Origin of the sequence: Luteimonas yanweni, from assembly GCF_039548475.1 — a bacterium.
Lineage (GTDB): Bacteria > Pseudomonadota > Gammaproteobacteria > Xanthomonadales > Xanthomonadaceae > Luteimonas.
This window is the reverse complement of the sequence record NZ_JBCLVC010000008.1, coordinates 217,259-241,652: the sequence shown is the minus strand read 5'-3', so window position 1 is coordinate 241,652 and position 24,394 is coordinate 217,259. Positions and strand designations below refer to the sequence as shown.

Annotated in this window: 19 protein-coding genes; 7 read left to right on the top strand and 12 right to left on the bottom strand. The window is 66.9% G+C overall.

All coding sequences use genetic code 11. The features are described from left to right. Positions 1-14 precede the first annotated feature (14 nt). From ccoP to hemN, 9 genes are all read right to left on the bottom strand, one after another. Positions 15-950, bottom strand: a complete 936-nt coding sequence (gene ccoP, locus WCE39_RS05190; protein ID WP_343253934.1) for a cytochrome-c oxidase, cbb3-type subunit III — start codon at positions 948-950, stop codon at positions 15-17. After that, positions 947-1,090 (bottom strand): cbb3-type cytochrome oxidase subunit 3, encoded by a 144-nt coding sequence (locus WCE39_RS05185; protein ID WP_343253935.1) that lies wholly within the window; start codon positions 1,088-1,090, stop codon positions 947-949. Before WCE39_RS05185 ends, ccoP begins: the two co-directional genes overlap by 4 nt. Then, on the bottom strand, positions 1,087-1,767 hold the full coding sequence (gene ccoO / locus WCE39_RS05180) for a cytochrome-c oxidase, cbb3-type subunit II (protein ID WP_343253936.1): 681 nt from the start codon (positions 1,765-1,767) through the stop codon (positions 1,087-1,089). The genes WCE39_RS05185 and ccoO overlap by 4 nt, the downstream gene beginning before the upstream one ends. A gap of 1 nt (position 1,768) precedes the next feature. After that, entirely contained in the window at positions 1,769-3,274 is a 1,506-nt protein-coding gene (gene ccoN / locus WCE39_RS05175) for a cytochrome-c oxidase, cbb3-type subunit I (protein WP_343275626.1), read from the bottom strand. 274 nt (positions 3,275-3,548) lie between these two features. Next, positions 3,549-3,956 carry a SirB2 family protein gene (locus WCE39_RS05170; RefSeq protein WP_343275625.1) on the bottom strand — a complete coding sequence of 136 codons (408 nt, stop codon included), beginning with the start codon at positions 3,954-3,956 and terminating at the stop codon, positions 3,549-3,551. Between the two features lie 4 nt (positions 3,957-3,960). Beyond that, positions 3,961-5,163 (bottom strand): NnrS family protein, encoded by a 1,203-nt coding sequence (locus WCE39_RS05165; RefSeq protein ID WP_343275624.1) that lies wholly within the window; start codon positions 5,161-5,163, stop codon positions 3,961-3,963. Between the two features lie 175 nt (positions 5,164-5,338). Further along, positions 5,339-7,621, bottom strand: a complete 2,283-nt coding sequence (locus WCE39_RS05160; RefSeq protein ID WP_343275623.1) for a nitric-oxide reductase large subunit — start codon at positions 7,619-7,621, stop codon at positions 5,339-5,341. A 134-nt stretch (positions 7,622-7,755) separates the two neighbouring features. Then, positions 7,756-8,511 carry a helix-turn-helix domain-containing protein gene (locus tag WCE39_RS05155; RefSeq protein ID WP_343253941.1) on the bottom strand — a complete coding sequence of 252 codons (756 nt, stop codon included), beginning with the start codon at positions 8,509-8,511 and terminating at the stop codon, positions 7,756-7,758. Between the two features lie 22 nt (positions 8,512-8,533). Continuing rightward, positions 8,534-9,937, bottom strand: coding sequence for an oxygen-independent coproporphyrinogen III oxidase (gene hemN / locus WCE39_RS05150; RefSeq protein ID WP_343253942.1), 1,404 nt, complete (start codon positions 9,935-9,937; stop codon positions 8,534-8,536). Between the two features lie 173 nt (positions 9,938-10,110). Here hemN and WCE39_RS05145 point away from each other — a divergent pair, with 173 nt between their 5' ends. Next, positions 10,111-10,710, top strand: coding sequence for a hypothetical protein (locus WCE39_RS05145; RefSeq protein WP_343275622.1), 600 nt, complete (start codon positions 10,111-10,113; stop codon positions 10,708-10,710). A 534-nt stretch (positions 10,711-11,244) separates the two neighbouring features. Here the strand turns inward: WCE39_RS05145 and WCE39_RS05140 are convergent. Next, a complete protein-coding gene (locus tag WCE39_RS05140) occupies positions 11,245-11,661 on the bottom strand; it encodes a hypothetical protein (RefSeq protein ID WP_343275621.1) in 417 nt (138 codons plus the stop codon). Between the two features lie 205 nt (positions 11,662-11,866). Here WCE39_RS05140 and WCE39_RS05135 point away from each other — a divergent pair, with 205 nt between their 5' ends. Genes WCE39_RS05135 through WCE39_RS05125 form a run of 3 tightly spaced genes read left to right on the top strand, consistent with a single transcriptional unit; the run spans position 11,867 to position 17,356 of the window. Continuing rightward, entirely contained in the window at positions 11,867-14,239 is a 2,373-nt protein-coding gene (locus WCE39_RS05135) for a heavy metal translocating P-type ATPase (protein ID WP_452299569.1), read from the top strand. Beyond that, positions 14,229-14,675: a Cu(I)-responsive transcriptional regulator gene (gene cueR / locus WCE39_RS05130; RefSeq protein WP_343275619.1), complete on the top strand. Its 447-nt coding sequence runs from the start codon at positions 14,229-14,231 to the stop codon at positions 14,673-14,675. Before WCE39_RS05135 ends, cueR begins: the two co-directional genes overlap by 11 nt. Beyond that, positions 14,675-17,356 carry an excinuclease ABC subunit UvrA gene (locus WCE39_RS05125; protein ID WP_343275618.1) on the top strand — a complete coding sequence of 894 codons (2,682 nt, stop codon included), beginning with the start codon at positions 14,675-14,677 and terminating at the stop codon, positions 17,354-17,356. Before cueR ends, WCE39_RS05125 begins: the two co-directional genes overlap by 1 nt. A 506-nt stretch (positions 17,357-17,862) precedes the next feature. On the opposite strand, the gene WCE39_RS05120 is transcribed toward WCE39_RS05125, so the two are convergent. After that, positions 17,863-18,816, bottom strand: a complete 954-nt coding sequence (locus tag WCE39_RS05120) for a DNA-binding protein (protein ID WP_343275617.1) — start codon at positions 18,814-18,816, stop codon at positions 17,863-17,865. A gap of 109 nt (positions 18,817-18,925) precedes the next feature. On the opposite strand from WCE39_RS05120, the gene WCE39_RS05115 reads away from it, so the two are divergent. The 3 genes from WCE39_RS05115 (at position 18,926) to WCE39_RS05105 (ending at position 23,315) form a co-directional block, all read left to right on the top strand. Further along, positions 18,926-20,011, top strand: a complete 1,086-nt coding sequence (locus tag WCE39_RS05115; RefSeq protein WP_343275616.1) for a site-specific integrase — start codon at positions 18,926-18,928, stop codon at positions 20,009-20,011. Between the two features lie 150 nt (positions 20,012-20,161). After that, on the top strand, positions 20,162-21,913 hold the full coding sequence (locus WCE39_RS05110) for an ATP-dependent nuclease (protein WP_343275615.1): 1,752 nt from the start codon (positions 20,162-20,164) through the stop codon (positions 21,911-21,913). After that, complete coding sequence (locus tag WCE39_RS05105) at positions 21,903-23,315, top strand: UvrD-helicase domain-containing protein (protein WP_343275614.1); 1,413 nt, start codon at positions 21,903-21,905, stop codon at positions 23,313-23,315. Before WCE39_RS05110 ends, WCE39_RS05105 begins: the two co-directional genes overlap by 11 nt. A gap of 215 nt (positions 23,316-23,530) precedes the next feature. Here WCE39_RS05105 and WCE39_RS05100 read toward each other — a convergent pair whose 3' ends face one another. Continuing rightward, positions 23,531-24,355, bottom strand: coding sequence for a S1 family peptidase (locus WCE39_RS05100; protein ID WP_343275613.1), 825 nt, complete (start codon positions 24,353-24,355; stop codon positions 23,531-23,533). Between the last annotated feature and the right edge of the window lie 39 nt (positions 24,356-24,394).

Below are 24,394 nucleotides of genomic sequence, written 5' to 3'. Positions count from 1 at the left end.
GGTGGGAGTGTGGCTCACTGGTTCTCCGCCTGCGGCTCCCCGGTCGCGGCATTGTTCGACAGCGACCAGACATACGAACCCACCAGGCGGGCGCGGGTCTCGCCGAGCAGTTCGCGGTGCGCCGGCATGACGCCGTGGCGACCCTGGTTGATGGTTTCCATGATCGATTCCACCGAGCTGCCGTACATGGCGTAGTCGTCGGTCAGGTCCGGCGCGCCGAGGGCCTGGTTGCCGGTTCCGTCGATGCCGTGGCAGGCGACGCAGACGCCCTCGTACAGGCCCTTGCCCTGCGCGGCGAAGAAGTCGCTGGCGGGGACTTCGCCTGCAAGCGAGCGTGCATAGGTGGCGACCGACAGCACCGCGTTGTCACCGCCCATGCCGGTGAGCACCGTGCCCCACTCGGGCATCACGCCCTGGCGCCCGTCGAGGATGCTGGTGAGGATCTCGTCCTCCGAACCGCCCCAGTGCCAGATGTCGTCGGACAGGTTCGGATAGCCCACCGCGCCCTGCGCCGAGGATCCGTGGCAGGTCGCACAGGTGTTGGCGAAGATCGCCCGCCCGAGTTCAACCGCCCGCGGATCGGCGGCCAGCGTGGCGATCGACTTGCCGTCGTAAGGGCGGAAGGTGACGGCAAGGATCGCGTCCTGCTTGGCCTTGTCGGCGTCGTGTTCGCCCGCCGAAGTCCAGCCGCCAAAGCCCTTGAAGTTGCCGAAGCCCGGGTACCACAGCAGGTAGCCGACCGCGAATACCATGGTCAGGTAGAAGCCGATGATCCACCAGCGCGGCAGCGGCTTGTTGTATTCGGTGATGTCTCCGTCCCAGACGTGGCTGGTTTCCTCGGGCTTGGGGTCGCCCGGGCGGCGGCGGCTTGTCCAGGCCAGCAGGTACCAGAGGCCGCCGATGTTCAGCAGCACAAGTGCGATGACGTAAATGCTCCAACCTGTGCTCATTGCCGGGGCTCCAGGAAATCGTCCTCAAGGGGCAGCTGCGCGGCTGCGTCGAACTCGGCCTTGTGCGAAGGCCGCCAGACCCAGATCCAGCCGCCCACGAACAGCAGCAGCAGGGACAGCGTGACCAGCCCGCCGATCATTGCGCTCCCTCCACGTCGGCCGCGGTCGGCGTTGCAGCCGATGTGACCGCGGGTGCGTGCAGGCCGAGGCCCTGCAGGTAGGCCACCACGGCGTCGAGCTCGGTCTTGCCGGCGACCACCGCCGCGGCGCCGTCGATGTCCTCGTCGCTGTAGGGATCGCCGATGCGGCGCAGGTTGCGCATGTTGCGGGTGACCTTTTCGCCGCTGACCGGCGTGGTGGCCAGCCACGGGAAGGACGGCATGTTCGATTCCGGCACCACCGCGCGCGGATCGACCAGGTGCACGCGGTGCCAGTCGTCGGAATAACGGCCGCCGACGCGCGCAAGGTCGGGCCCGGTGCGCTTGGAGCCCCACTGGTGCGGGCGGTCGTAGACGGATTCGCCGGCCAGCGAATAGTGGCCGTAGCGTTCGGTCTCGAAGCGCAGGGTGCGGATCATCTGCGTATGGCAGTTGTAGCAGCCCTCGCGGACGTAGACGTCACGGCCGGCGAGCTCCAGCGCGGGGTAGGGCTCGACGCCCTCGAGCGGCTCGATGGCCTCGGCCTGGTACATCAGCGGCACGATTTCGGTCAGGCCGCCGAAGGACACGGCGACGGCGATCAGGCCGATCATGAGGCCGATGTTCTTCTCGATCTTCTGGTGGCCGTTGGACGGCGCCGGGGTCTTTTTATCCGTCATGTCAGGCTGCCTGGGTCGAAGCGCGGGCGTCGGAGGGGTCTGGCGGCAGCACCGGCTGCGGCACCGGGTCCTTGGCCGCCTGGAAGGTCTTCCATGTATTGACCGCCATCAGGCCCATGCCGGCAAGGATCAGCAGGCCGCCGCCGAAGCGCACGAGGTAGTAGGGATAGGTGGCGTTGAGCGACTCGACGAAGCTGTAGGTCAGCGTGCCGTCGGCGTTGGTGGCGCGCCACATCAGGCCCTGCATCACGCCGGCGATCCACATCGAGGCGATGTACAGCACCACGCCGACGGTGTGCAGCCAGAAGTGCGTGTCGATCCACTTGACCGAATGCATCTCCTTCAGGCCAAGCACGCGCGGCATCAGCGAGTAGATCGAGCCGATGGTGATCATCGCCACCCAGCCGAGGGCGCCGGCGTGCACGTGGCCCACGGTCCAGTCGGTGTAGTGCGACAGCGAGTTGACCGTCTTGATCGAGAGCATCGGGCCCTCGAAGGTGGCGATCATGTAGAACGACAGCGCCACGATCAGGAACTTCAGGATCGGGTCGGTGCGCAGTTTGTACCAGACCCCGGAGAGCGTCATGATCCCGTTGATCGCGCCGCCCCAGCTGGGGGCCAGCAGGATCAGCGAGAACACCATGCCCACCGACTGCACCCAGTCGGGCAGGGAGGTGTAGAGCAGGTGGTGCGGGCCGGCCCACATGTAGACCGCGATCAGCGCCCAGAAGTGCACGATCGACAGCCGGTAGGAGTAGATCGGGCGCCCGGCCTGCTTGGGCACGAAGTAATACATCATGCCGAGGAAGGCGGTGGTGAGCAGGAAGCCCACCGCGTTGTGTCCGTACCACCACTGCACCATGGCATCGACCGTGCCGCTGTAGACCGGATACGACTTGTCCCAGCCGGACGGGATGGCGATGTTGTTGACGATGTGGAGCAGGGCGATGGTGATGATGTACGCGCCGAAGAACCAGTTGGCGACATAGATGTGCTGCACGCGGCGCTTCATGATGGTGCCGAAATACAGCACCGCGTACGACACCCAGACCACCGCGATGGCCCAGTCGATGGGCCACTCGAGCTCGGCGTATTCCTTGCTCTGGGTGATGCCCAGCGGCAGGGTGATGACCGCAGCCACCAGGATCGCCTGCCAGCCCCAGAACACGAAGGAGGCCAACTTGTCGGAGATCAGGCGGACGTGGCAGGTGCGCTGCACCACGTGCAGGCTGGTCGCGAACAGCGCGCTGACGCCGAAGGCGAAGATCACGCCGTTGGTGTGCAGCGGGCGCAGGCGGCCGTAGCTGAGCCACGGAATGCCTTCACCAAGGGTCGGCCAGTACAGCTGGGCGGCGATGAACACGCCGACCGCCATGCCGACGATGCCCCAGACCACGGTGGCGATGGTGAACTGGCGCACCACCTTGTCGTTGTAGAAGCCGGACCTGGCTGCGTCGGAACCGCTGATGTCGGCCGGGGCCGTCGCGGTGGCTGGGGTCGAGGACATGGGCACGTGACCTTGGTTTGCTGGTTGTCTATTTTCCGGTGTCCGCCCACGCCTGGACTTGATCACAGTCAATGCCGGGGCCTGTTTCGGCTGACACCGCGAAGCGTTGCGCGCATGGGCCGGACGGAACCGCGCACCGGCGGATGCTGCATCCGCACATTATAGGCTCCCGCATCGGGAAAGGGGCGCGAGCCGCCGGTCCACGGCCCCGCGGCCGGCGCGGGGGCCATGGATGCAGTATCCCGGGATCGTGCGCCCGGGCCCATGACACGGGTCAAGCAGCAAGCAACATCCAGGCGATTCCACCCGGGTGGTGCGTGCGGGCGATCGAATAGATGAAGCCGAACACCGCCAGCGCGGCCAGGTAGCTGGCGATGCGTGCGCGCGGCGTGCGTCCGCGCCGGAGGGCGAACACGCCCAGGACCACGTAGACCACCAGCAATACGAGCTTCATGGCCAGCCAGCCATTGCCGAACATCGCGCCGGGCAGGATGGTGAGCAGCATCAGCGCGGCGGTGAGCAGCGTGGTGTCGATGGCGTAGCTGGTGTAGCGCACGGGAGCCGCCAGCGCCCAGCGCTGCATGCCCGCCTGCACCAGCAGGCCACGGAGCGCGAACAGCAGGCCGCTTGCGATCACCGTGGACACATGGACCATCTTGATCTGCGGATAGAACTCGATCATCGATTCACCCCGGGCGTCCGTCCCTGCGCGGCGAGAGGTAGATCCTGCCAAGCCGCAGCACCCACGGCCCCAGCGCCAGCAGCCAGCCCGTCGCGGCCACGGCCCACCACGCACCGGGATCGGCCGAGACGTCGGCCAGGATGCGCACGACAGTGACCACCTGGATCGCCGCGAAGGCGAACCAGGCCACGGCCGGCATCTCGATCTTCCGGCCCGAATGGCCCTGCGTCACCCGGGTCACCATGGCCACCAGCACGCTGCCGAAAAAGCCCACGAACAAGGCGTGCGCCGGCGCACGGCCGAGGATGAAGCCGTCGCCCGCGAAGTAGACCAGGCTCTGCACCGCATACAGCGCGAAGGTCACCGGCAGCCAGGCCAGGCCCAGGAACAGCACCGCCAGGATGCCGGGCTTGGGACCGCGTGGCCACCAGCGCCACAGCGCCAGCAGCGACAGCGCCAGCAGCGGCAGGTCGGCCAGCCACAGCCAGGCGTAGGCGTGCACCAGCTCCAGGCCGAGGTGCAGCAGGCAGATCGCCCAGAACGCGGCCAGCAGCCACAGCGGCCGCCATGGCGCGTAGCCGGGCACCACGGTGGAGGCGAAGAACGGGAACATGCGGTGCGCCACCGTCAGGTAGACCGGCAGCAGCAGTCCGAAGGTGCCGACCTTGATGCTCGCGAACATCCACTGCGGCGAGCCGGACAGCATTCCGCCCCCGAATGCGGCCAGCCCCAGCCAGCCCAGCAGCAGCGCGGCGAAGCACGAGCGCGCATGCCAGGTGCGGTTGCGGTCGCGCAGCACGAGGTCGCCGAGGAAGCACAGGCCGGCCGCCCAGCCCGCAAGCGTCATCGCCACGCCGACCTCGATGCCGGCGGGCGCGCCGAACGCACCCAGCAGCACCGCGAGCTGGCCGCCGAACATGCCGGCTCCCACCGGCAGGTAGTGCCAGCGGGCGGCATCAGGCAGCCCCATCCATTTCGGAAATGTGGTCAGCAGGAAGCCGAAGATGAAGCTCGGCAGCATCTGGTACTGCATGACGATGGCGTGCAGCCAGCCGGCATACGGATCGGGCTGCGGCATCCGCAGCAGGTCGGGCCAGCGCGCGGCGAAGAGCCACGCCGCCCACCAGGCCATCGCCAGCAGGACGTTGCCGGCGCCGACGAAGAACATCAGGCGATGCGGAGCGACGGCCAGGAGCCGCGGCGACATGTGCTGGTCGGGTCGTGTGTCCATGGCGGCCAGTGTGGACCGCTTGCCGGCGTCACGGCCTTGATCCAGGTCAGCGGGAGCGCGCATCTGGCGCGCACGGCGGGACATGCCGCTGCCAGAACGAAAAAGGGGGCGGACATGCGTCCGCCCCCGGGTGCTGCTTCCACGAAGCTGCTCAGGCCTCGTTGTGCGCCTCGCCGCCGATCGCGGCGGGAGTGCGGGCCCGGCCCGGCGCCAGCCACAGCGAAGCGACGAACGCGGCCATCAGGACCCCGCCGATCGCGAACACGATGTCGCCCGGCGTGCGCAGCCAGACCAGCACGTCGATGATCGGACGCCCCATGAACTCGGCCGAACGGGCGTACCAGTAGCCACGCTCGATATTGGCTTCCAACTGCAGGAGTCCCATCGGCAGCAGGGTCAGCACCGCCATCAGCGAAAGGCCGATGTTGAACGACCAGAATGCCGAGCGGATCAGGCCCTCGCGCCAGACCAGGTCGGGCTTCAGACCGCGCAGGCAGTACAGCATCAGCCCCATGCCCAGCATGCCGTACACGCCGAACAGCGCGGTGTGGCCGTGGGCCGCGGTCAGGTTGGTGCCCTGCATGAAGTACAGCGCGATCGGGGTGTTGATCAGGAAGCCCAGCAGGCCGGCACCGATCAGGTTCCAGAAGCTGACCGCCAGAAAGAACATGATCGGCCACTTGTAGCGCTGCATCCACGGCGTGGCGCGGCCGGTCCTCCAGGTGTCGTACGCCTCCAGGCCGATCAGCGCCAGCGGCACCACTTCAAGCGCCGAGATACTTGCTCCCACGGCGATGATCGCGGTTGTCGTGCCGGCGAAGTACAGGTGGTGGAACATGCCCAGCACGCCGCCGGCCATGAACACGATGGTTGCAAACAGCACCGCGATCGTGGCCGACCTGCCGCGCACCAGCCCCAGCTTGACGAAGATGAAGCTGATCACCGCGACCGCGAACACCTCGAAGAAGCCTTCCACCCACAGGTGCACGATCCAGAAGCGCCAGTAGGTGATGATCGAGATGTGCGAGTGCTCGCGCCACATCAGGCCGGCCGCGTACAGCAGGCCGATGGCGACCACCGACAGGAACAGCAGGCCCGCGATCGAGGACATCTCGTCCTTGCGCTTGAGCGCCGGCCACAGGGCGCGGCCCATCAGCACCAGCCACAGCATCAGCCCGATGAACAGGTAGATCTGCCAGAAGCGGCCGATGTCGGTGTACTCCCAGCCCTGGTGGCCGAACCAGAAGTTGTGGGCCAAGCCGAGCTTGTTCATCACCGCCATCCACTGGCCGGCGAAGGAGCCCACCACGATCAGGATCAGGCTGACGAACAGGAAGTTCACCCCCAGGCGCTGGAACTTCGGCTCATGCCCTGAAATCGCAGGCGCGAGATACAGGCCGGTGGCCAGCCAGGCCGTCGCGATCCACAGGATCGCCAGCTGGGTGTGCCAGGTGCGGGTCAGCGTGTAGGGCAGGATCTCGGCCAAGGGCAGGCCATAGGCGGCCTGGCCTTCCACCTGGTAGTGGGCGGTGGTCGCGCCCAGCAGGATCTGCACCAGGAACAGGCCCATCACCAGCCAGAAATACTTGCCCACCGCACGCATCGAAGGAGTGATCCTGATCGACAGCGAGGGATCGGTAGCGGGCGGCACCAGCGGTGTCTCTTTGCCGTGCCAGACCGCGTAATGCCAGACCAGCAGCGCGATGCCGGCGATCATCAGCAGGATGCTGAACATCGACCACATGAAGCTGCTGGAGGTGGGCGTGTTGCCGACCATGGGGTCGTGCGGGAAGTTGTGGGTGTAGCTGATCTCGCTGCCGGGTCGCTCGGTCACCGTGGCCCAGGCCGCCCAGAAGAAGAAGCCCGACATCAGCCGGCGATGCTCTGCATCCGGGATCGGGTTCTCGCGCAGTGCGTAGGCCTCGCGTAGTCCGGCGCCTGCGGGATCGCCGGAGAACACGCTGTCGTAGTGCGCGGCGACCACGTCGATCGCCCGCGCGCGCTCGTCGGAGATCACGAGCGTGTCGGTGGCTTCGTCATAGGTGTTGGCGCGCAGGTCGGGGCGAAGCTGTGCCTCGAGCCTGGCCTGGTCATCCGCCGCAAGTGCGTCGTAGGACTTGCCGTACTGCGCCTGCGCGCGCATGTCCAGAATCGCCAGGGCTTCCTTGTGCAACCACTCGGCCGACCAGTCGGGCGCCATCAGCGCGCCATGGCCCCAGATCGAACCGATCTGCTGGCCGCCGAAGCTCTGCCAGACCACGCGGCCGGTTTCGAGCTCCTCTTTGGTGAACACCGTCTGGCCGCTTTCGGTCACGATGGCCGTGGGCAGGGGGGGCGCCTGTTGATGGATCTCGCGCCCCATCCACAGCATGATCGCGAACGTCACTGTGAGCAGGGCACCCAGCCCCCACCACAACCGCTTGGTTGTATCCATTGGCACGTTTCTCCGCATGTGAAGGCGGCGTCATCGTGGCGGTTGGCGTGGGAAAAGGAACTGACCTGGGTCAAGCAGTGGAGCGGGGCCGGTGCATGCGCGGCCGTGCGGCCTTCGAGTCGTCCCGAGAAGCCTTACTGTTTCCAGAGCACCGGCGTCGCCAGGGCGCCAAGGCGGGCCTGGTCGATGATCTCGAGTTCGCGTCGATCCACGCGCAGCAGGCCGTCGGCCTGGAAGCGCTTGAGCACGCGGCTGACGGTTTCCGGCGCCAGGCGCAGGTAGTTGGCGATGTCGGTGCGCGCCATGGTCAGCTGGAACCGGTCGGGCGAGAACCCGCGTGCCGCCAGCCGGCGCGACATCATCACCAGGAACGCGGCCAGGCGCTCGTCGGCGGTCCAGTCGCCGGCAAGCAGGGCGGCGCGGCCGATGTCACGGCTGAGCAGCCGGAACAGGTGCTGCTGCAGGCCCGGCAGGCGGCCGGCCAGCACCGAGATCTTCGGGAACGAGAACCGGCACAGCATCACCGTGTCGAGCGCCACGGCGTTGCACGGATAGGTGTCGCCGTCGATGCCGTCGAGGCCGATCACCTCGCCCGGGAAATGGAAGCCGAGCACGTGCTCGCGGCCGCTGGGATCGATGACGTAGGTCTTGACCGTGCCCGCGCGCACCGCCGCGATGGCTTCGAAGGGATCGCCGACGCGGAACACGTGCTCGCCGGCGTGCAGCGGGCCGACGTGCTCGACCAGCATGTGCAGCTCGCCCAGCGATGCCTTGTCCATGCCCTGGGCCATGCAGGCCTGGGAGAACGCGCAGGTCGAGCAGAAATGGAATGCGTCGCCGTCGTCGGCCAGCACGCTGGGATCGACGCGCGGGAACGCGATCTTGTTCACCACGGACAGGCCTCCCGTCGCGTCAGATGGCGCGGGAGAAGCGGGGCCGGGTGTCGGATTCGGCGGGGGCGGGGGTGAGGTAGCGGTCGAAGCACATGGCAATGTTACGCAAGAGCAGCCGTCCGCGCGCGGTCACCTTGATCCGGCCCGGTTCGATGCGCACCAGTCCGTCGGCTTCGAGTGGCGCAAGTTTCGCCAGCCCCTCGGAGAAATACTCGTTGAAATCAATGGCGTGTCGACGTTCGAGCGCGTCCATCGGCACCTCGGCCTGGCACATCAGCTGCTGGATCAGGTCGGCGCGGATCACGTCGTCCTCGTCCAGCTGCATGCCGCGGAAGACCGGCAGCCGGCCTTCGTCGACCGCGAACTGCCAGGAGGGCAGGTCGCGCGGGTTCTGGCTGAAGGTGTCGCCGATGTGGCTGATCGCGCTCACGCCCAGGCCGACCAGGTCGCTGTCGGCGTGCGTGGTGTAGCCCATGAAGTTGCGGTGCAGGCTGCCGCGGGCCTGGGCCATGGACAGGTCGTCGTCGGGCAGCGCGAAGTGGTCCATGCCGATGTACTGGTAGCCGGCGGCGGACAGTTTGGTGATCGCCAGCTCCAGCAGGCCGAGCTTTTCCTCGGCGCTGGGCAGGTCCCCGGACTTGATCTGGTTCTGCGGGCGGAACACCTCGGGCAGGTGGGCATAGCCGTAGACCGCGAGCCGGTCGGGGCGCATCTCGACCACCGTATCCAGCGTGCGCGCGAAACCCTCCGGGTTCTGCTTCGGCAGGCCGTAGATCAGGTCGACGTTGACCGAGCGGAAACCGCTTGAGCGGCAGGCCTCGACCACCGCGCGGGTTTCCTCGACCGACTGGATGCGGTTGACCGCCTCCTGCACCACCGGGTCGAAGTCCTGCACGCCGAAGCTGGCGCGGTTGAAGCCGATCCGGCCGAGCTCGGCGACGTCGGCCGGCGACACGAAGCGCGGGTCGAGCTCGATCGAAATGTCGCTCTCTTCCGGGCGCGCGAAGTGGAACTGCCGGCGCAGCGCATCGACCAGCTCGCCGATCTGGTCGGGGCCCATGAAGTTGGGCGTGCCGCCACCAAGATGCAGCTGGATCACTTCACGATCGCGATCGAACAGCGCGGCGGTCATGTCGATCTCGCGATACAGCCGCGTCAGGTAGGTCCCGGCGCGCGATTTGTCGCGGGTGATGATCCGGTTGCAGCCGCAGTAGAAGCAGGGGCTGACGCAGAACGGAACGTGCACGTACAGCGAAAGCCTGCGCGGGATGGGATCGCCGTTGCTGGCGGCCGCGGCATCGCGCAGCTGCTCCTCGCCAAACGCGTTGCTGAACTGCGGCGCGGTGGGGTAGGAGGTATAGCGCGGGCCGGGCCGGTCGTAGCGGCGCAGGAGTTCGGCGCTGAAGGGGAGGGATGCGTCCATGGGATGGGATCGTGCAGCAGCCGCGGAGCGCGCGCCTTGATTCGGATCAAGGGTTTGCGTGGCCCGCGATCGCGGGAAAGTCCGAACCTCCGCTTGACCGCGCTCAAGCACCGCGACGCTGGCAGCGGCTACGATGCGCAACTCATCCGTTCATCCGCACCCTGGAGCCCAGCATGAACACCAAGCGCCTTGCCCACCTGATTCCCCTCGCCGCGGCGCTCGGGCTGGCTTCCGCCGCGATCGCAGGCCAACCGTCCGCGGGAGCGGGGCAGGCCGCCTCGCCCGACGTCGAGACCATGGTGCAGGCCGAGGTCGCCGTGCGCGGCAGCGTCACCGCCATCGACGTCGAGAAGCGCCTGGTGACCCTGGACACAGGCACCGGGACGCGCGTGCTGCCGGTCGATCCGCGCGTCACGGGAATCGATGAGCTGCGTGTCGGCGACGTGGTCGACGTGCGCTACCACCGGTCGGTGCTGTTCGACATCCAGCCCGGCGGCAGCGCCGAGCCGGGCGCCTACATCAGCGAAGGCCTGCATCCGTCGAATGGTGGACAGGTGGGCGAACAGGAAGTGACCGTGCTGGCGGCGGTGGTCGAGGTCGATGCGGCATCGGGGGCGTTCACCGTGCAGGGCCCGAGCGGCAACGTCCGCACGCTGCACGCCGAGACGCCCGAGCATCGCGAAGCCGTGGGCCGGATCAAGGTGGGCGACCTGCTGAGGGTGCGCTTCCGCGAAGGCCTGGCGGTGTCGGTGGCGCAGGCCGAACTGCATTAACAAAGCCGGGCGCGTCCACGTGGCGCGCCGGAGGCGACGGGACCCGACCGGCAGGAGGCCACATGGGGCGTCATCGATCCACGGATGGACTATCGCTGGCGGTACTGCTGGCCATGGCAACACTGGCGGCCGCGGGCTGGCCTGCGCAGGCGCAGACCGTGCAGAAATGCATCGACACCACTGGTCACGTCACGCTGACCAGCGGTGAATGTGCAGACGGGGAGCGGTTAGCGGGCATGTATGACGCCGTGCCGGAGCCCGCCACGGCTTCCGCCGCAGGGAAGGCAGACTCCCGGCGAGGGCAGGCGGGCGCTTCATCGCGATCCGGCGCGGCTGCCCGCGGCGTTGCGGGGAGCGCGCGTCCCACGCGGACGAAGGCACGCGGCAAACTGTCACCCGACCGTTGCCAGGCGGCACGCGACCGCCGTGAGCAGACGCTCCGTCGCGTGGGCCTGAAGCGTACGTTCGATCTGCTGCGAAAGCTTGACGACGAGGTCTGGGCAGCGTGTACCCGCCGCGGCGGCTGACCCGCGTTCAGGACCCCGCCGGCTCCGTCGCCAGCCTGTCGGCAGAGAACTCGACCGTTCCATCCCGGCACAGGATATGCGCCAGCTGCTCGTCGCCTTGCAGCACCGTGATTTCGCCGCCCCAATCGGGGTTGCTGTAGAGGATCGACGCGCCGACCAGGTAGATCGTTCGGCCATTCCTGAAGCTCATGACATGGCTTTCAATCTGCGAGCCCGCCGAGACGTGATATTCAAGCTCCGCAGTGGGCGTCTCGATCTTCATTTCCGGTGCCTGGCCAGGCCTTCCGAACGTGTATCGAACATGGTTGTCCGCCTGCACCACTCGGACCTGCTTGCCGCTGGCCGTGATGCAGGAGAACACGGTGTCGTCGGCCTGGGCGGCCACGGGGAGTGCGACGAGTGACAGGAGGACAAAGGCGCGCATCTGGAAGCCTCTTCTATTGCGTCTGGTTTGCAAGCCCGTAATGCGCCGGAACTCCCGCCGGCGCAAGTGACCCCGGCCGGGTGGGGTCCGGGCGCGCGCTTGACCTTCCCGTCATGGGAAGGATTAGGCTGTGCGCATCCTGAAGGAGAACGTACCCGTGACCACAACCGTTGCCGCCCTGGATCTGCGACTCCCCATCGAGGGCATGACCTGCGCCTCGTGCGCCGGCCGGGTCGAGCGCGCGCTGAAGCAACTGCCCGGTGTCGATGACGCCACCGTCAACCTCGCCACCGAGACCGCCGAAGTCCGGGGCGTCGCACTGCCGTCCGCCGCGGACATCGCCCGGGCGATCGAGGCCGCCGGCTACCACATTGGCGTGGATGAAACCGAGTTGGCCATCGAAGGCATGACCTGCGCGTCCTGCGTGGGCCGGGTCGAGCGGGCGCTGATGAAGGTGCCTGGCGTGATGGAGGCATCGGTCAACCTCGCCACCGAGCGCGCCAGGGTACGCACGGCCGGCGCAGTCGACGTGGCGAAGCTCGTGGCCGCCGTGGAGGCCGCGGGCTACGTCGCGCAGCCTCCGCAGGCAACGCCGGCCGCAGCGGATCAGCCCGTCTCCACCACGGGCCGCCGGCCGCTTTCGAAGGAAGCCCGCCACCTGCTCATCGCCGCCATCCTGACCGCGCCGCTGGTGCTGCCGATGGCCGGGATGCTCTTCGGCCAGCACTGGATGCTGCCCGGCTGGCTGCAGTTCGCGCTGGCCACGCCGGTGCAGTTCTGGCTCGGCGCGCGCTTCTACCGCGCCGGCTGGCACGCCCTGCGCGCCGGCACCGGCAACATGGACCTGCTGGTGGCGCTGGGCACTTCGGCCGGCTACGGCCTGAGCGTGTACAACCTGCTGCAGGGCTCCGCCGAGCTCTATTTCGAAGCCTCCGCCGCGATCATCACCCTGATCCTGCTCGGCAAGTTCCTCGAGGCGCGCGCCAAGCGCCAGACCACCGAAGCCATCCGCGCGCTGCAGGCGTTGAAGCCATCGACCGCACGCGTGCGCACCGCCGCAGGCGACGTGGACGTCGCGGTCGAGCGGGTGAGGGTAGGGGACATGGTCGTCGTGCGCCCGGGCGAGCGCTTTCCCGTCGATGGCGAAGTGCGCGAAGGCCGCACCCATGCCGACGAGTCGCTGATCACCGGCGAGTCGCTTCCCGTCGCCAAGGACGCCGGTGACCGGGTCACCGGCGGCGCCGTCAACGGCGAAGGCGTCGTGGTGGTCGAAACCCTGGCCATCGGCAGCGAGACCGCGCTGGCCCGCATCATCCGCCTGGTCGAGGACGCACAGGCGAAGAAGGCCCCGATCCAGAAGGCGGTCGATCGCGTCAGCGCGATCTTCGTGCCGGTGGTGGTGGCCATCGCCGTGGTGACCCTGCTGGCCTGGGGCCTGGCGACCCAGGACTGGAACGCCGCGATCCTCAACGCCGTGGCGGTGCTGGTGATCGCCTGTCCCTGCGCGCTTGGCCTGGCCACGCCCACCGCGATCATGGCCGGCACCGGCGTTGCTGCACGCTCCGGGATCCTGATCAAGGACGCCGAAGCGCTCGAGCTTGCGCACAAGGTCGGGGTCGTGGCCTTCGACAAGACCGGCACCCTCACTGCAGGCGAGCCGCGCCTGGTCGAAGCGATCCCCGCCATCGGCGAGCGCGAAGCGCTGCTTGCGCTGGCCGCCGCGCTGCAGAGCGGCAGCGAGCACCCGTTGGCCCGGGCCGTGCTGCGCGAAGCGACGCCGGTGGCCGCGGCCTCCGATACCCGGGCCCTGCCGGGACGTGGCCTGAAGGGACGCGTCGACGGCCGCGAAACGTGGCTTGGCAACCTGGCGCTGATGCAAGAGGTCAAGGCCGATGTCGGCGACCTCGGCACCCGCGCGAATGAACTGGAGCGCAGCGGCCACACCCTGTCCTGGCTCGCGGTCGGGGAGGGCGATGGGGTCCGGGTGCGCGGCCTGCTGGCCTTCCGCGACGAGCCCCGTGACGGCGCGCGCGCCGCTGTTTCGCGCCTGCACCGGCTCGGCATCCACACGGTCATGATCTCGGGCGACAACGAAGGTGCGGCGCGCAGCATTGCCGGCAGCCTCGGCATCGACGGGGTACACGCCAACGTCCGCCCGGAACAAAAGGTTGAAGTGGTCCGCAAGCTCAAGGCACGGGGCGTGGTCGCCATGGTCGGCGACGGCATCAACGACGCCCCGGCGCTGGCGGCCAGCGACGTCGGCATCGCCATGGGCTCGGGCACCGACGTGGCGATGCACGCCGCCGCGGTCACCCTGATGCGCCCCTCGATCACCCTCGTGGCCGATGCCATCGACGTCTCCCGGCGCACCACCGCCAAGATCCACCAGAACCTGTTCTGGGCCTTCGCCTACAACGTGGTCGGCATCCCGCTGGCCGCGATGGGCCTGCTCGACCCGATCTTCGCCGGCGCGGCCATGGCGTTCTCTTCGTTGAGCGTGCTGGGCAATACGCTGCTGTTGAAGCGCTGGCGGCCGGCGTCCCCCGAGGCTGGCGGGGAGGCGGGTCGTGTCGCGTAAGCCACCGCCGCCGGAGCTTGGCGAAGCACGCGGGCAGGGCTTCCACAACATCGGCGAGGCCGCCGGCCTGTCCGGAGTCACCGCCAAGATGATCCGCCACTACGAGAGCATCGGATTGATCCCCGAAGCAGCGCGGACCGCGGCCGGCTACCGCCTCTACAGCAGCCAGGACGTGCATCGGCTCCGCTTCGTCAAACGTGCGCGCGCACTGGGCTTTTCGATGAAGCAGATCGAAGTCCTGCTGGCATTGTGGTCGGACCGGTCGCGCGCCAGCGCCGAGGTCAAGTCGCTGGCGCTGGACCATGCCCGGGATCTGGGCAAGCGCATCGCCGAGATGCAGGCCATGCAGCGGACGCTTGAAGAGCTGGCGCGGCGGTGCCATGGCAACCAGCGGCCGGACTGTCCGATCCTGGATGACCTGGGCGGAAGCTCCTGATGGTCACGTCGCGCGCTGCCAAATCCCGTGCCGCCGGCAGGTCGTCCGCCAAGGCCGCAGCCCCGGCCATCGCCCGTGACGACGGCTGCGTGCGCGTCCGCGGTGCCCGCGAACACAACCTGCGGGACGTCGACCTCGACGTGCCGCGCGACCAGCTGGTGGTGTTCTCCGGCGTGTCGGGGTCGGGCAAATCGTCGCTGGCGTTCGGCACCATCTATGCCGAGGCGCAGCGCCGGTACTTCGAGTCGGTGGCGCCGTACGCGCGGCGCCTGATCGACCAGGCCGGGGTGCCGGACGTCGACTCCATCGAGGGCCTGCCGCCCGCCATCGCCCTGCAGCAGCAGCGCGGCGCCGGCAATGCGCGCTCCAGCGTCGGCAGCGTGACCACGCTGTCGAGCCTGGTGCGGATGATGTATTCCCGCGCCGGTGCGTACCCGGCCCGGCAGCCGATGCTGTACGCCGAGGACTTCTCGCCCAACACGCCACAGGGTGCGTGCCCGCGCTGCCACGGTCTCGGCCACGTGTACGAGGTGACCGAGGCGCTGATGGTGCCGGATCCGTCGCTGAGCATCCGCGAAAAAGCGATCGCCTCGTGGCCGCCGGCGTGGCACGGGCAGAACCTGCGCGACATCCTGGTCACGCTCGGCTACGACATCGACAGGCCGTGGAAGGAGCTGCCGAAGAAGGACCGCGACTGGATCCTGTTCACCGAGGAGACGCCGACTGCGCCGGTGTATGCCGGGTTCACCCCGGCCGAGACCCGCGCCGCGCTCAAGCGCAAGGCCGAGCCCAGCTACATGGGCACCTACACCGGCGCGCGCCGCTACGTGCTGCACACCTTTGCCACCACCCAGAGCGCGCTGATGAAGAAGCGCGTGTCGCGCTTCCTGGAGGGCCGGCCGTGCCCCGAGTGCGACGGCAAGCGGCTCAAACGCGAGGCCCTGTCGGTGACGTTTGCCGGGGTCGACATCGGCGAGTTCTCGCGCCTGCCGCTGGATCGGGTGGTGGAGCTGCTGCAGCCGATCGCGGAGGGCGAATTTCCCGTCGACGCCGGCGAGGGCAGCATCAGCGCCAGCGCGACCGGGCGCGACCGGGCCAGGCGCGCCGCCGCGAAGCAGGCCACCCATGCCGCCGCGCCGGACGTTCGCCGTACCCCGGCGATGTCCGAGGAGAAACGGCTGGCCGCGCAGCGTCTTGCGCAAGGCGTCATCGGTCGCCTGCATACGCTGCAGGCGCTGGGGCTGGGCTACCTGTCGCTGGACCGCAGCACGCCGACGCTGTCGCCCGGCGAGCTGCAGCGCCTGCGGCTCGCCACGCAGCTGCGCTCGCACCTGTTCGGCGTGGTCTATGTGCTTGACGAGCCGTCCGCCGGCCTGCACCCGGCCGACAGCCAGGCGCTGTACGACGCGCTGGAGCAGCTGCGCGACGCCGGCAATTCGATGTTCGTGGTGGAGCACGACCTTGAGCTGATGCGCCGCGCGCAATGGCTGGTCGATGTCGGCCCCGATGCCGGCGAACGCGGCGGGGAGGTGCTGTACAGCGGACCGCCGGAAGGGCTGGCGGCGATCGAAGCGTCACGCACGGCGCAGTATCTGTTCGACACCACCCCGGCGCCGGAGAGCCATGAGCGCGCCCCGTCCGGGTGGCTGGAGCTGCGGGGCCTGCACCGCCACAACCTGCACGGGCTGGACGCTCGCATTCCGCTGGGCGTGCTGACTGCGGTCACCGGCATTTCCGGCTCGGGCAAGTCCAGCCTGATCGCACAGGCCCTGGCCGAACTGGTCCGCCTGCACCTGGGCCACGAGCCCGAGGACAGCGACGACGAGGCCCCCGATGCGCCCTCGGCGATCGAGCGCACGCGCGGGCATCTGGCAGGCGACATCGATGCGGTGCAGCGCCTGGTGCAGGTCGACCAGAAGCCGATCGGCCGCACGCCGCGCTCCAACCTTGCGACCTACACCGGATTGTTCGACCACGTGCGCAAGCTGTTTGCCGCCACGCCCGAAGCCCGCCGACGCCGCTTCGATGCCGGGCGGTTTTCATTCAACGTCGCCAAGGGCCGCTGCGAGACCTGCGAAGGGGAGGGCGTGGTCAGCGTCGAGCTGCTGTTCATGCCCAGCGTCCACGCGCCGTGTCCCACCTGCCATGGCGCCCGTTACAACGAGGCCACGCTGCAGGTGCGGTGGAATGGCCGCAACATCGCCGAGGTGCTGGGCATGACGGTGGAGCAGGCCGGAGAGTTCTTCAGCGAGCAGGGTGCCATCGCCCGCCCGCTGCACCTGCTGCGCGAGATCGGCCTGGGCTACCTGCGCCTGGGCCAGCCGGCCACCGAGCTGTCCGGAGGCGAGGCCCAGCGCATCAAGCTGGCCACCGAACTGCAGCGCAGCCAGCGTGGCCGCAGCCTGTACGTACTTGACGAGCCGACCACCGGCCTGCATGCCGCTGACGTCGACCGCCTGATGGTGCAGCTGCACCGGCTGGTGCAGGCGGGAAATACGGTGGTGGTGATCGAACACGAGATGCGCGTGGTGGCGCAGGCGGACTGGGTGATCGACATGGGCCCGGGTGCGGGTGAGCGTGGCGGCCGCATCGTCGCCGAGGGGCGGCCCCGCGAGGTGGCGAAGGTGCGTGGTAGCCGGACCGCGGAGTACCTGGCGACGGCGTTGGAGGGGTGCGCTTAGCGTGGGAGAGCGCGTGACGTGACTACTGCGTCCATCCGTTTGCTTGCCGGAGTCCGGGTGCCGCCGGTGGCCGTCATGGTATTTACATAATGTGCATTATGCGAAGTAGCAGCAGGCCCGGTTTCGGTCAAGTAACGTGTGGTCATGGTGCATGGGCACCGCACTCTTTGCTGTATCGCGTGAACACTTTCGGTGTACATCCGACGCACTCACGCCTGTACATCCAAATTTCTACCGTACAAAGGCTTGTGCACTCTTGCGACTTCCGTAGATTTCGGTGTGCACCGATCCCGCTGTCTGCCGCGGCCAACTCCGCGGAAAAGTACCCTCACTGACATCTCAGTCGCGTGGCTGAATAGCTTCCGAACTCTCGATCTGAGACATCTGACGACTGATCGACCGCTGTGGGCACCGCACTCTTATAGGCGGCGCCACCGCAGTCTTGGGGCTCTTTACAAGCATGGTCGAGCACGGATGCGCCCATGTGGCGGGCCACTTCACGCAGGTCACCGCTCTGCGGGGACCTTGGGGGGCTTGCCGGAGCCTCGACTCGGTCGTTTGCCCCGCGCAGTCTTCGCCTTTGACGGCCCCTCATTCCGGCGCAAAGCCGCTTCCAGTGCAACGGGTAGATCACGGAGCTTGCCCAGTTGGTCGTCCAGAGCATCCGCCCGCGCACGCTGGATGCCGGCTTCACGCTCCGCCGCCATCGCTTTCGAAGTGGCTGCCTCAGCCCGCTGGCCCAGCGACTTCTCGGCTTCCGCATGCGCCTTTTTGACGGCCGCCAGCTGATTCTTGAGATCCTTGCCTTCTTGGCGGGCGCGATCGACCTCGGCGTGGGCGCGATCCTCCACCGTCCGCACGTGGTTCGCCAGGGATTCCCGCTCGGCCTGAGCGGCCTCCTGATGTTCCTGAAGGCGCTGCTCAACCGCCTGGCGGACGGCCTCGGCCTCCACTGCCCGTGCGAGCGCCGCCTCTCGCTGCTGGGACAGTTCCCCGATCTGCCCTTCGAGCCGACTGACCAGCCGTTGCAGTTCGGCCGCCTGGGTCGACGCCACGCGTTCGGCGTGCGCAGCCGTTTCCGCCTGCTCACGCAGAACCGCAGCCTCGCTGCCGAAAGCCTCGCGGTCCCGGTGGAGGCCGTCGCGCTCATCTTGAAGGGCCGCACGGTCGGCCGCGAGGTCCTCGTCGGCACTGATTCGGGCGCTCTCCAGGGCTAGCGCCCACCACTCCGCCGCAAGGGCGGCGACCGCGTCCGGCGCGGCCGGGACCGCGAGTCTGGCCTGCTGCGCGTGCAATCGCTGGCCCAGCCCTTGCCACCAAGTCTCGAGCCACCGAGTGACGGTGTTTGGCGAGCCGGTGCCTAGGTGCGCGCGGATGCGCTCGACGGTCGGTCGCTCGCCGGCGCCAACGATTTCGTCGGCGGCGGTGTGGACGTCGGATTCGGTGATGCCTCGGGCCATGTCGTGCCTCCTACGCGGGCGCCCTGCCCCGTTGCTTCTGTACTGGTGATAACGGCCAGTGATGATTATCGTGGGTACATGCTTTTTGCTGTAGTGTGTACTACATACTATGAATGATAATTACGCACTTCCGACCTTGGCGCAACCGGCGTCCGCACTTGCCCTGCCCGACCAATTGGCGCAGCAGGCGGCCGAAGCCGTGCGGGAACTGCTGGCCGAAGCGGCGGCCGCCAACACCACCCGCAGCTATGCGACGGCCCTGCGTTATTGGGCCGGTTGGCATGCGGCGCGCTATGGCGTCGAACTGGCGCTGCCCGTGCCGGAAGCCGCCGTGCTGCAGTTTGTGGTCGACCATGTCCAGCGCCGCTCGGCTGACGGCGACATGACATGGGAACTGCCGCCGGCCGTCGACCAGGCGCTGGTGGCCGCCGGCCTGAAGGCCAAGCCCGGGCCGTGGACGCTGAGCACGGTGCGGCATCGGGTCGCGGTGCTGTCCACCGCGCACCGGCTCAAACAAGTACCCAATCCCTGCGAGCAACCGGCCGTCCGCACCGTTCTCAGCCGGGCGGCTCGGGCCGCGGTCAAACGCGGCGAACGGCCGCGCAAGAAGACCGCCATCACCCTGGCCGAACTGGAAGCCATGCTGGCGACCTGTGACGACAGCCTAGAAGGCCTGCGCGACCGCGCCCTGCTCTGCTTCGGCTTTGCCAGCGGCGGGCGCCGGCGGAGCGAGATCGCCGCCGCGGACCTACGGGACCTGCGCCGAATCGGCGACCAAGGCTACCTCTACCGCCTCGAGCACAGCAAGACCCAGCAGGCGGGCGTCACCGCATCCTCCACCCCGGACAAGCCGGTGCTTGATCGCGCGGCACTGGCGCTGGAGCAGTGGCTCGAGGCGGCCGGAATTACCGAGGGCCCGATCTTCCGGCGGCTGTGGAAAACACGCGTGGGCCCTGCCCTCTCTCCCGCCGCCGTGGGAGAGATTGTGCAGCGGCGGGCACGGCTGGCCGGTCTAGAGGGGGATTTTGGGGGGCATAGTCTCAGATCCGGGTTCGTGACCGAGGCCAGCCGTCAAGGGGTGGCGCTGCCGGCGATCATGCAATTGACTGAGCACCGGGCGGTGTCGAGCGTAATGGGATATTTCCAGACGGGTAGCGCCACCACGAATCCTGCTGCCCGTCTTCTAGAAGACTGATCGCTGCTCGGTTCGCGATCTCTTTCAGCCACAAGATTGCTCTTGCCACCGGCTCCGCAGGCGAGCCTTGTCTGGCCCGCGGCCTAAGAAAACCATTGATTTCAGCTAAATGGATCAAGTCGGGGATTCCCACTATCCTCCCTAGACGCAATGCCACAGGGGGCATGCACACGGATGGCTCGTATTCGCAAGGTTGAAATTCGCAACTTCCGCTCCGTCCGGGCGCTTGACTGGTTTCCAGGTCCCGGCGTGAACTGCCTTATAGGGCCGGGGGACAGCGGGAAATCAACCATCTTGGACGCAATCGATTTCTGCTTGGGTGCCCGGCGCACGGCGGCTATCTCCGATACAGATTTCCACAACCTCGACGTTGGGCAGGCAATCAGCATCACGTTGACGCTTGGGGCGTTGCCCGACGCTTTGCAGAACCTTGATACCTACGGTGATTTCCTGCGTTCATACCATGCAGGCACGCGCGTGATCGAGGAAGAGCCGCAGCATGGTTGGGAGACGGTCCTTTCCGTCAACGTACTAGTAGGCGCCGATCTTGAGCCTGTTTGGACGCTGATCTCGTCCCAGGCGCAAGCCGCAGGAATAGAGCGAGGGCTACGCTGGGCGGACCGCGTTTCCATTGCACCCGCGCGGCTGGGCAACTATCTCAACGCCCACCTCGGGTGGACGCGGGGTTCCGTTCTCAATCGCTTGTCGGACGACGCAGTCCAACTGGGCCCACAACTTGCGCAAGCTGCTAGGCAAGCGCGCGCAAGTTTCGGACAGGCCGCTTCCGAACCCTTACGGCAGGTGCTTGACGAGGTAAACCGGCAGGCGCAGGAGCTAGGGATTTCGGTGGGGCAACAAGGCGCGCAAGCCCTGTTAGACGCCCACTCGGTATCGCTTGGAGATGGGGCGGTTGCCCTTCACAATGATGCCGGCGTGCCACTGCGTTCATTGGGCACCGGATCAGCGCGCCTGCTCATAGCAGGGCTCCAACGGGCCGCATTTAAGGATCAAGCGGGCATCGTCCTGGTTGATGAGGCGGAAACTGGCTTGGAACCGCATCGCCTTCAACGACTCCTGATATCGTTGGGTGCGAAGGACCCAGCTGCGCCGATGCAAGTATTCCTGACCACTCACTCCCCCGTGGCAGTACGCGAACTTGATGCAGAGCAAATCTGGGTAGTCCGCACGGAGGGTGTCCAGCACGAAGCCCGTTGGGCCGGGGAATTCGCAGAAGCGCAAGGCACGGCGCGAGCGACGCCCGAGGCGCTGCTCGCGAAGACCGTGATTCTGTGTGAGGGCGCCAGCGAAGTGGGACTGGTCCGAGGCTTGGACATGTATTGGGTCGAGCAGAACCACCGCTCCTTGCTGTCAGCCGGAGCTATCGCAGTAAGCGTAGGTGGCAGCTTTCCCGAAAAGGGATTTCAACGGGGGCTGGCTCTGCGCTCACTCGGGTACAAGACGATTGTGCTCGTTGACAGCGACAAGCCCATCAACCCGGGAGACGTGGCCACCCACGTAGCCGCCGGTGGGCGCCATATTCAATGGGATGCCGACCGTGCGACCGAGCATGAACTCTTTATGTCGCTTGACCACGGTGGGGTTGCAGAGCTTCTTGAACGAGCAATCGAACTCCATGGGCGCCAGGTGATAGACGATCAAATCAGAACCCGAACCAATGGTCAGTGGACACTCGAAGCCATCGACGAAACATCCCTGTCTGATGGGTTCGATTCGCAGTTGCGACAAGAGCTAGGAAGTGTTGCGCACAAGAGCGGCTGGTTTAAGCAGCAGGGCATCGTCGAGGACTTGGCGAGGGACATTATCGGTCCGCGCTTTGCTCAAACGGCGGCGCCTTTCCAGCAGCATATCCGCAACCTATTCAGCTGGGCTCATGAGCATTGAGGAGACTCTGCTGGCGGTTCAGCGTGGCTCGGTCACCGCTCCAGCGGGGTGCGGCAAGACCCACCTGATCGCCGCAGCGCTTCGTCAGCATCAAGGGCGCCTTCCGATCTTGGTGCTGACTCATACGAACGCGGGTGTCTCCGCGTTGCGCTTGCGCCTCAACAACACGGGTGTCCCGGCGAGCGCCTATCGTGTCGCGACCATCGACGGCTTCGCGAAACGTGTAGCAGCGTCGTTTCCTCGCCGCAGTGGCATCAACCCGCGGGTGCTTGAATTGACGAACCCCGGTCGGGACTACCCCGCTATACGTGCGGCTGCCATCGCGGCACTGGAAGGCCGACACCTAGACGATGTTCTCTCCGCCACCTACGCGCGGCTGTTCGTGGATGAGTATCAGGACTGCTCCCTGACACAGCACCGGATCGTCAGCGCCCTCGCCGTCGCCCTTCCTGTGTGTGTGCTGGGCGACCCAATGCAGGCCATCTTCGGCTTCTCGGAACGATTAATTGATTGGCAAGCCGATGTGTTACCCAACTACCCCTCTGTTGGCGAGTTAAACGACACTTGGCGTTGGACCAATGTCGGGGCAGCCGATCTCGGCGGCTGGTTGCTGGAGGTGCGACGTGCGCTCGAGTTGGGACAGAAGATTGACGTGCGAACCTTGCCTCAGCGTGTGGAATACGTTCATGTATCCCCCGCACAAGACGACATCCGCAGGATGGTCGCCTTACGGGCACGTGCCGAGACAAATCAGGGTTCGGTGCTGATAATTGCGGACTCCCGCAACGTGGCTGGACGTCACCAACTAGCCAGCCAGACGCCGGGGGCCACCGTTGTAGAAACTGTAGACCTCCGAGACCTGACGTCTTTCGGGCGCCAGTTTGACCCGGTCGCCCCTGATGCAACATCGAGGTTGTTGGCGTTCGCCGGTTCACTCATGACCAGCCTAGCTGTTGCGCAGACCCTCCAGCGCCTGAATTCCATTCGCGACGGGCGCGCCAGAAACCCGCCCACGGACGCGGAGGCTGCGCTGCTGGAGTTTGAGCAGACCCGGACCCTGCACTCGGCCCGCCGAGCAATTACTTGCCTACGTGCGCAATCGAACGTTCGTGTGTATCGGCACGAAGTTCTGGAGCGATGCCTGAGGGCGATGGGCCGTGCGGCAGATGGTCATTGTTCGTTTCACGAGGCCACGGTGCTTGAACGTGAGCGCTTCCGCCAGCGTGGGCGCCCGTTGGCCAGTCGCAACATTGGCAGTACGCTCCTATTGAAAGGACTTGAAGCAGAGGTCGCCGCGATTTTGCATCCGGAGCAGATGGATGCGCGCCACCTCTACGTCGCTTTGAGCCGCGCTTCCCACCGCATTATCGTGTGTTCGACGACGCCGATTTTGCCGGTGTAGCGGCCAAGGCGACGACCATCTGACCCTTCTCTCCGCCCGCCAGGTCTGCAAGGCGATGGTTGCCTCGCTGGGGGAGCCGATGATGGATCTGGCTGCCCGAAACGTCCGCCCTGGTTCGAAATCGGACCTCCCCTACCCGCGGTAAATCTTCGTAATCCCCCCTGCCCTCCTAAGGTCCGCTGCCGGCCCGAAGCGCGCCCCAGCTCTACCGCTCCTCAACGCCCGTTTCCGGTAAGCACGGCCATTGCGATCGTCGTCTTGATCCACTGGTTGTAGTGCTCGAGGCGCACCCCATAGTTGGTTTGTCCGTACCTGCCTGGGTGGATCTCCATCGGGTTGCCGTCGACACGCTTCCACGAGGTGATTCCGGCAACGTGCCACTCGTTGTCCACAGCGACCAGCATGGGGCCGCCGCTGTCCCCGTTGCCGGTCGAGGCCTCTAGGGGAAGTGCAGCAGGCGGCTTGTCGAAGGTGTAGGAAATCCACCGACCATCCGAGGCGGTGATCTGGTTGTAGCCCTGACGCAGGTCTGTCCGATTCGGGCCGTGCGGATGGTGCCCCTCCGCTCCCGTGCCGGTGGCGCCTCGGCCCATGATCCGGACGACCTTACCTAGCGCCGATCCACTGTAAACGGGCGCGGGCACGACATCGCGAACCGGCTCCGAAAGGTGGATTAGAGCAAGATCGTCCGAGGAGGCGATGAACTCCAGGAATGCCGCCCAATCCCCCGACTTGATTGCCGAATCGATCATCTCCTGAGACGGCTTCTTGTAGCCCGGATGGATGACAACGCGGCTGACGGCGCGGGGAGTACCACCGACAACAACGACATCCACCGCATGCTGCCAGGTGATTGCGTGTGCGGCAGTAAGCACCCACTGCGGCGCGATGAGGACTCCGTGGCCCTCACCGGGGACATCGGCAAGCGCGGGAAACTCGGAGGCAGCCATCCGATACTGCAGGTCCGGAATGTCATCTCGAATGACGACAGCCCTTGCGCTGAAAGAGATCAGTAGGAGCAGAAGGGCGGCGCGACGCATTCGCAAGATCCGTTGTCGGGAAAGCCTATTGTGGCGTCG

Excerpts from the sequence above, each read along its gene's own strand:
- ccoP (WP_343253934.1), bottom strand. The coding sequence starts at position 950 with ATGAGCACAGGTTGGAGCATTTACGTCATCGCACTTGTGCTGCTGAAC.
- WCE39_RS05185 (WP_343253935.1), bottom strand. The coding sequence starts at position 1,090 with ATGATCGGCGGGCTGGTCACGCTGTCCCTGCTGCTGCTGTTCGTGGGC.
- ccoO (WP_343253936.1), bottom strand. The coding sequence starts at position 1,767 with ATGACGGATAAAAAGACCCCGGCGCCGTCCAACGGCCACCAGAAGATC.
- ccoN (WP_343275626.1), bottom strand. The coding sequence starts at position 3,274 with ATGTCCTCGACCCCAGCCACCGCGACGGCCCCGGCCGACATCAGCGGT.
- WCE39_RS05170 (WP_343275625.1), bottom strand. The coding sequence starts at position 3,956 with ATGATCGAGTTCTATCCGCAGATCAAGATGGTCCATGTGTCCACGGTG.
- WCE39_RS05165 (WP_343275624.1), bottom strand. The coding sequence starts at position 5,163 with ATGTCGCCGCGGCTCCTGGCCGTCGCTCCGCATCGCCTGATGTTCTTC.
- WCE39_RS05160 (WP_343275623.1), bottom strand. The coding sequence starts at position 7,621 with ATGGATACAACCAAGCGGTTGTGGTGGGGGCTGGGTGCCCTGCTCACA.
- hemN (WP_343253942.1), bottom strand. The coding sequence starts at position 9,937 with ATGGACGCATCCCTCCCCTTCAGCGCCGAACTCCTGCGCCGCTACGAC.
- WCE39_RS05145 (WP_343275622.1), top strand. The coding sequence starts at position 10,111 with ATGAACACCAAGCGCCTTGCCCACCTGATTCCCCTCGCCGCGGCGCTC.
- WCE39_RS05140 (WP_343275621.1), bottom strand. The coding sequence starts at position 11,661 with ATGCGCGCCTTTGTCCTCCTGTCACTCGTCGCACTCCCCGTGGCCGCC.
- WCE39_RS05135 (WP_452299569.1), top strand. The coding sequence starts at position 11,867 with ATGACCTGCGCCTCGTGCGCCGGCCGGGTCGAGCGCGCGCTGAAGCAA.
- WCE39_RS05125 (WP_343275618.1), top strand. The coding sequence starts at position 14,675 with ATGGTCACGTCGCGCGCTGCCAAATCCCGTGCCGCCGGCAGGTCGTCC.
- WCE39_RS05120 (WP_343275617.1), bottom strand. The coding sequence starts at position 18,816 with ATGGCCCGAGGCATCACCGAATCCGACGTCCACACCGCCGCCGACGAA.
- WCE39_RS05115 (WP_343275616.1), top strand. The coding sequence starts at position 18,926 with ATGAATGATAATTACGCACTTCCGACCTTGGCGCAACCGGCGTCCGCA.
- WCE39_RS05110 (WP_343275615.1), top strand. The coding sequence starts at position 20,162 with ATGCCACAGGGGGCATGCACACGGATGGCTCGTATTCGCAAGGTTGAA.
- WCE39_RS05105 (WP_343275614.1), top strand. The coding sequence starts at position 21,903 with ATGAGCATTGAGGAGACTCTGCTGGCGGTTCAGCGTGGCTCGGTCACC.
- WCE39_RS05100 (WP_343275613.1), bottom strand. The coding sequence starts at position 24,355 with ATGCGTCGCGCCGCCCTTCTGCTCCTACTGATCTCTTTCAGCGCAAGG.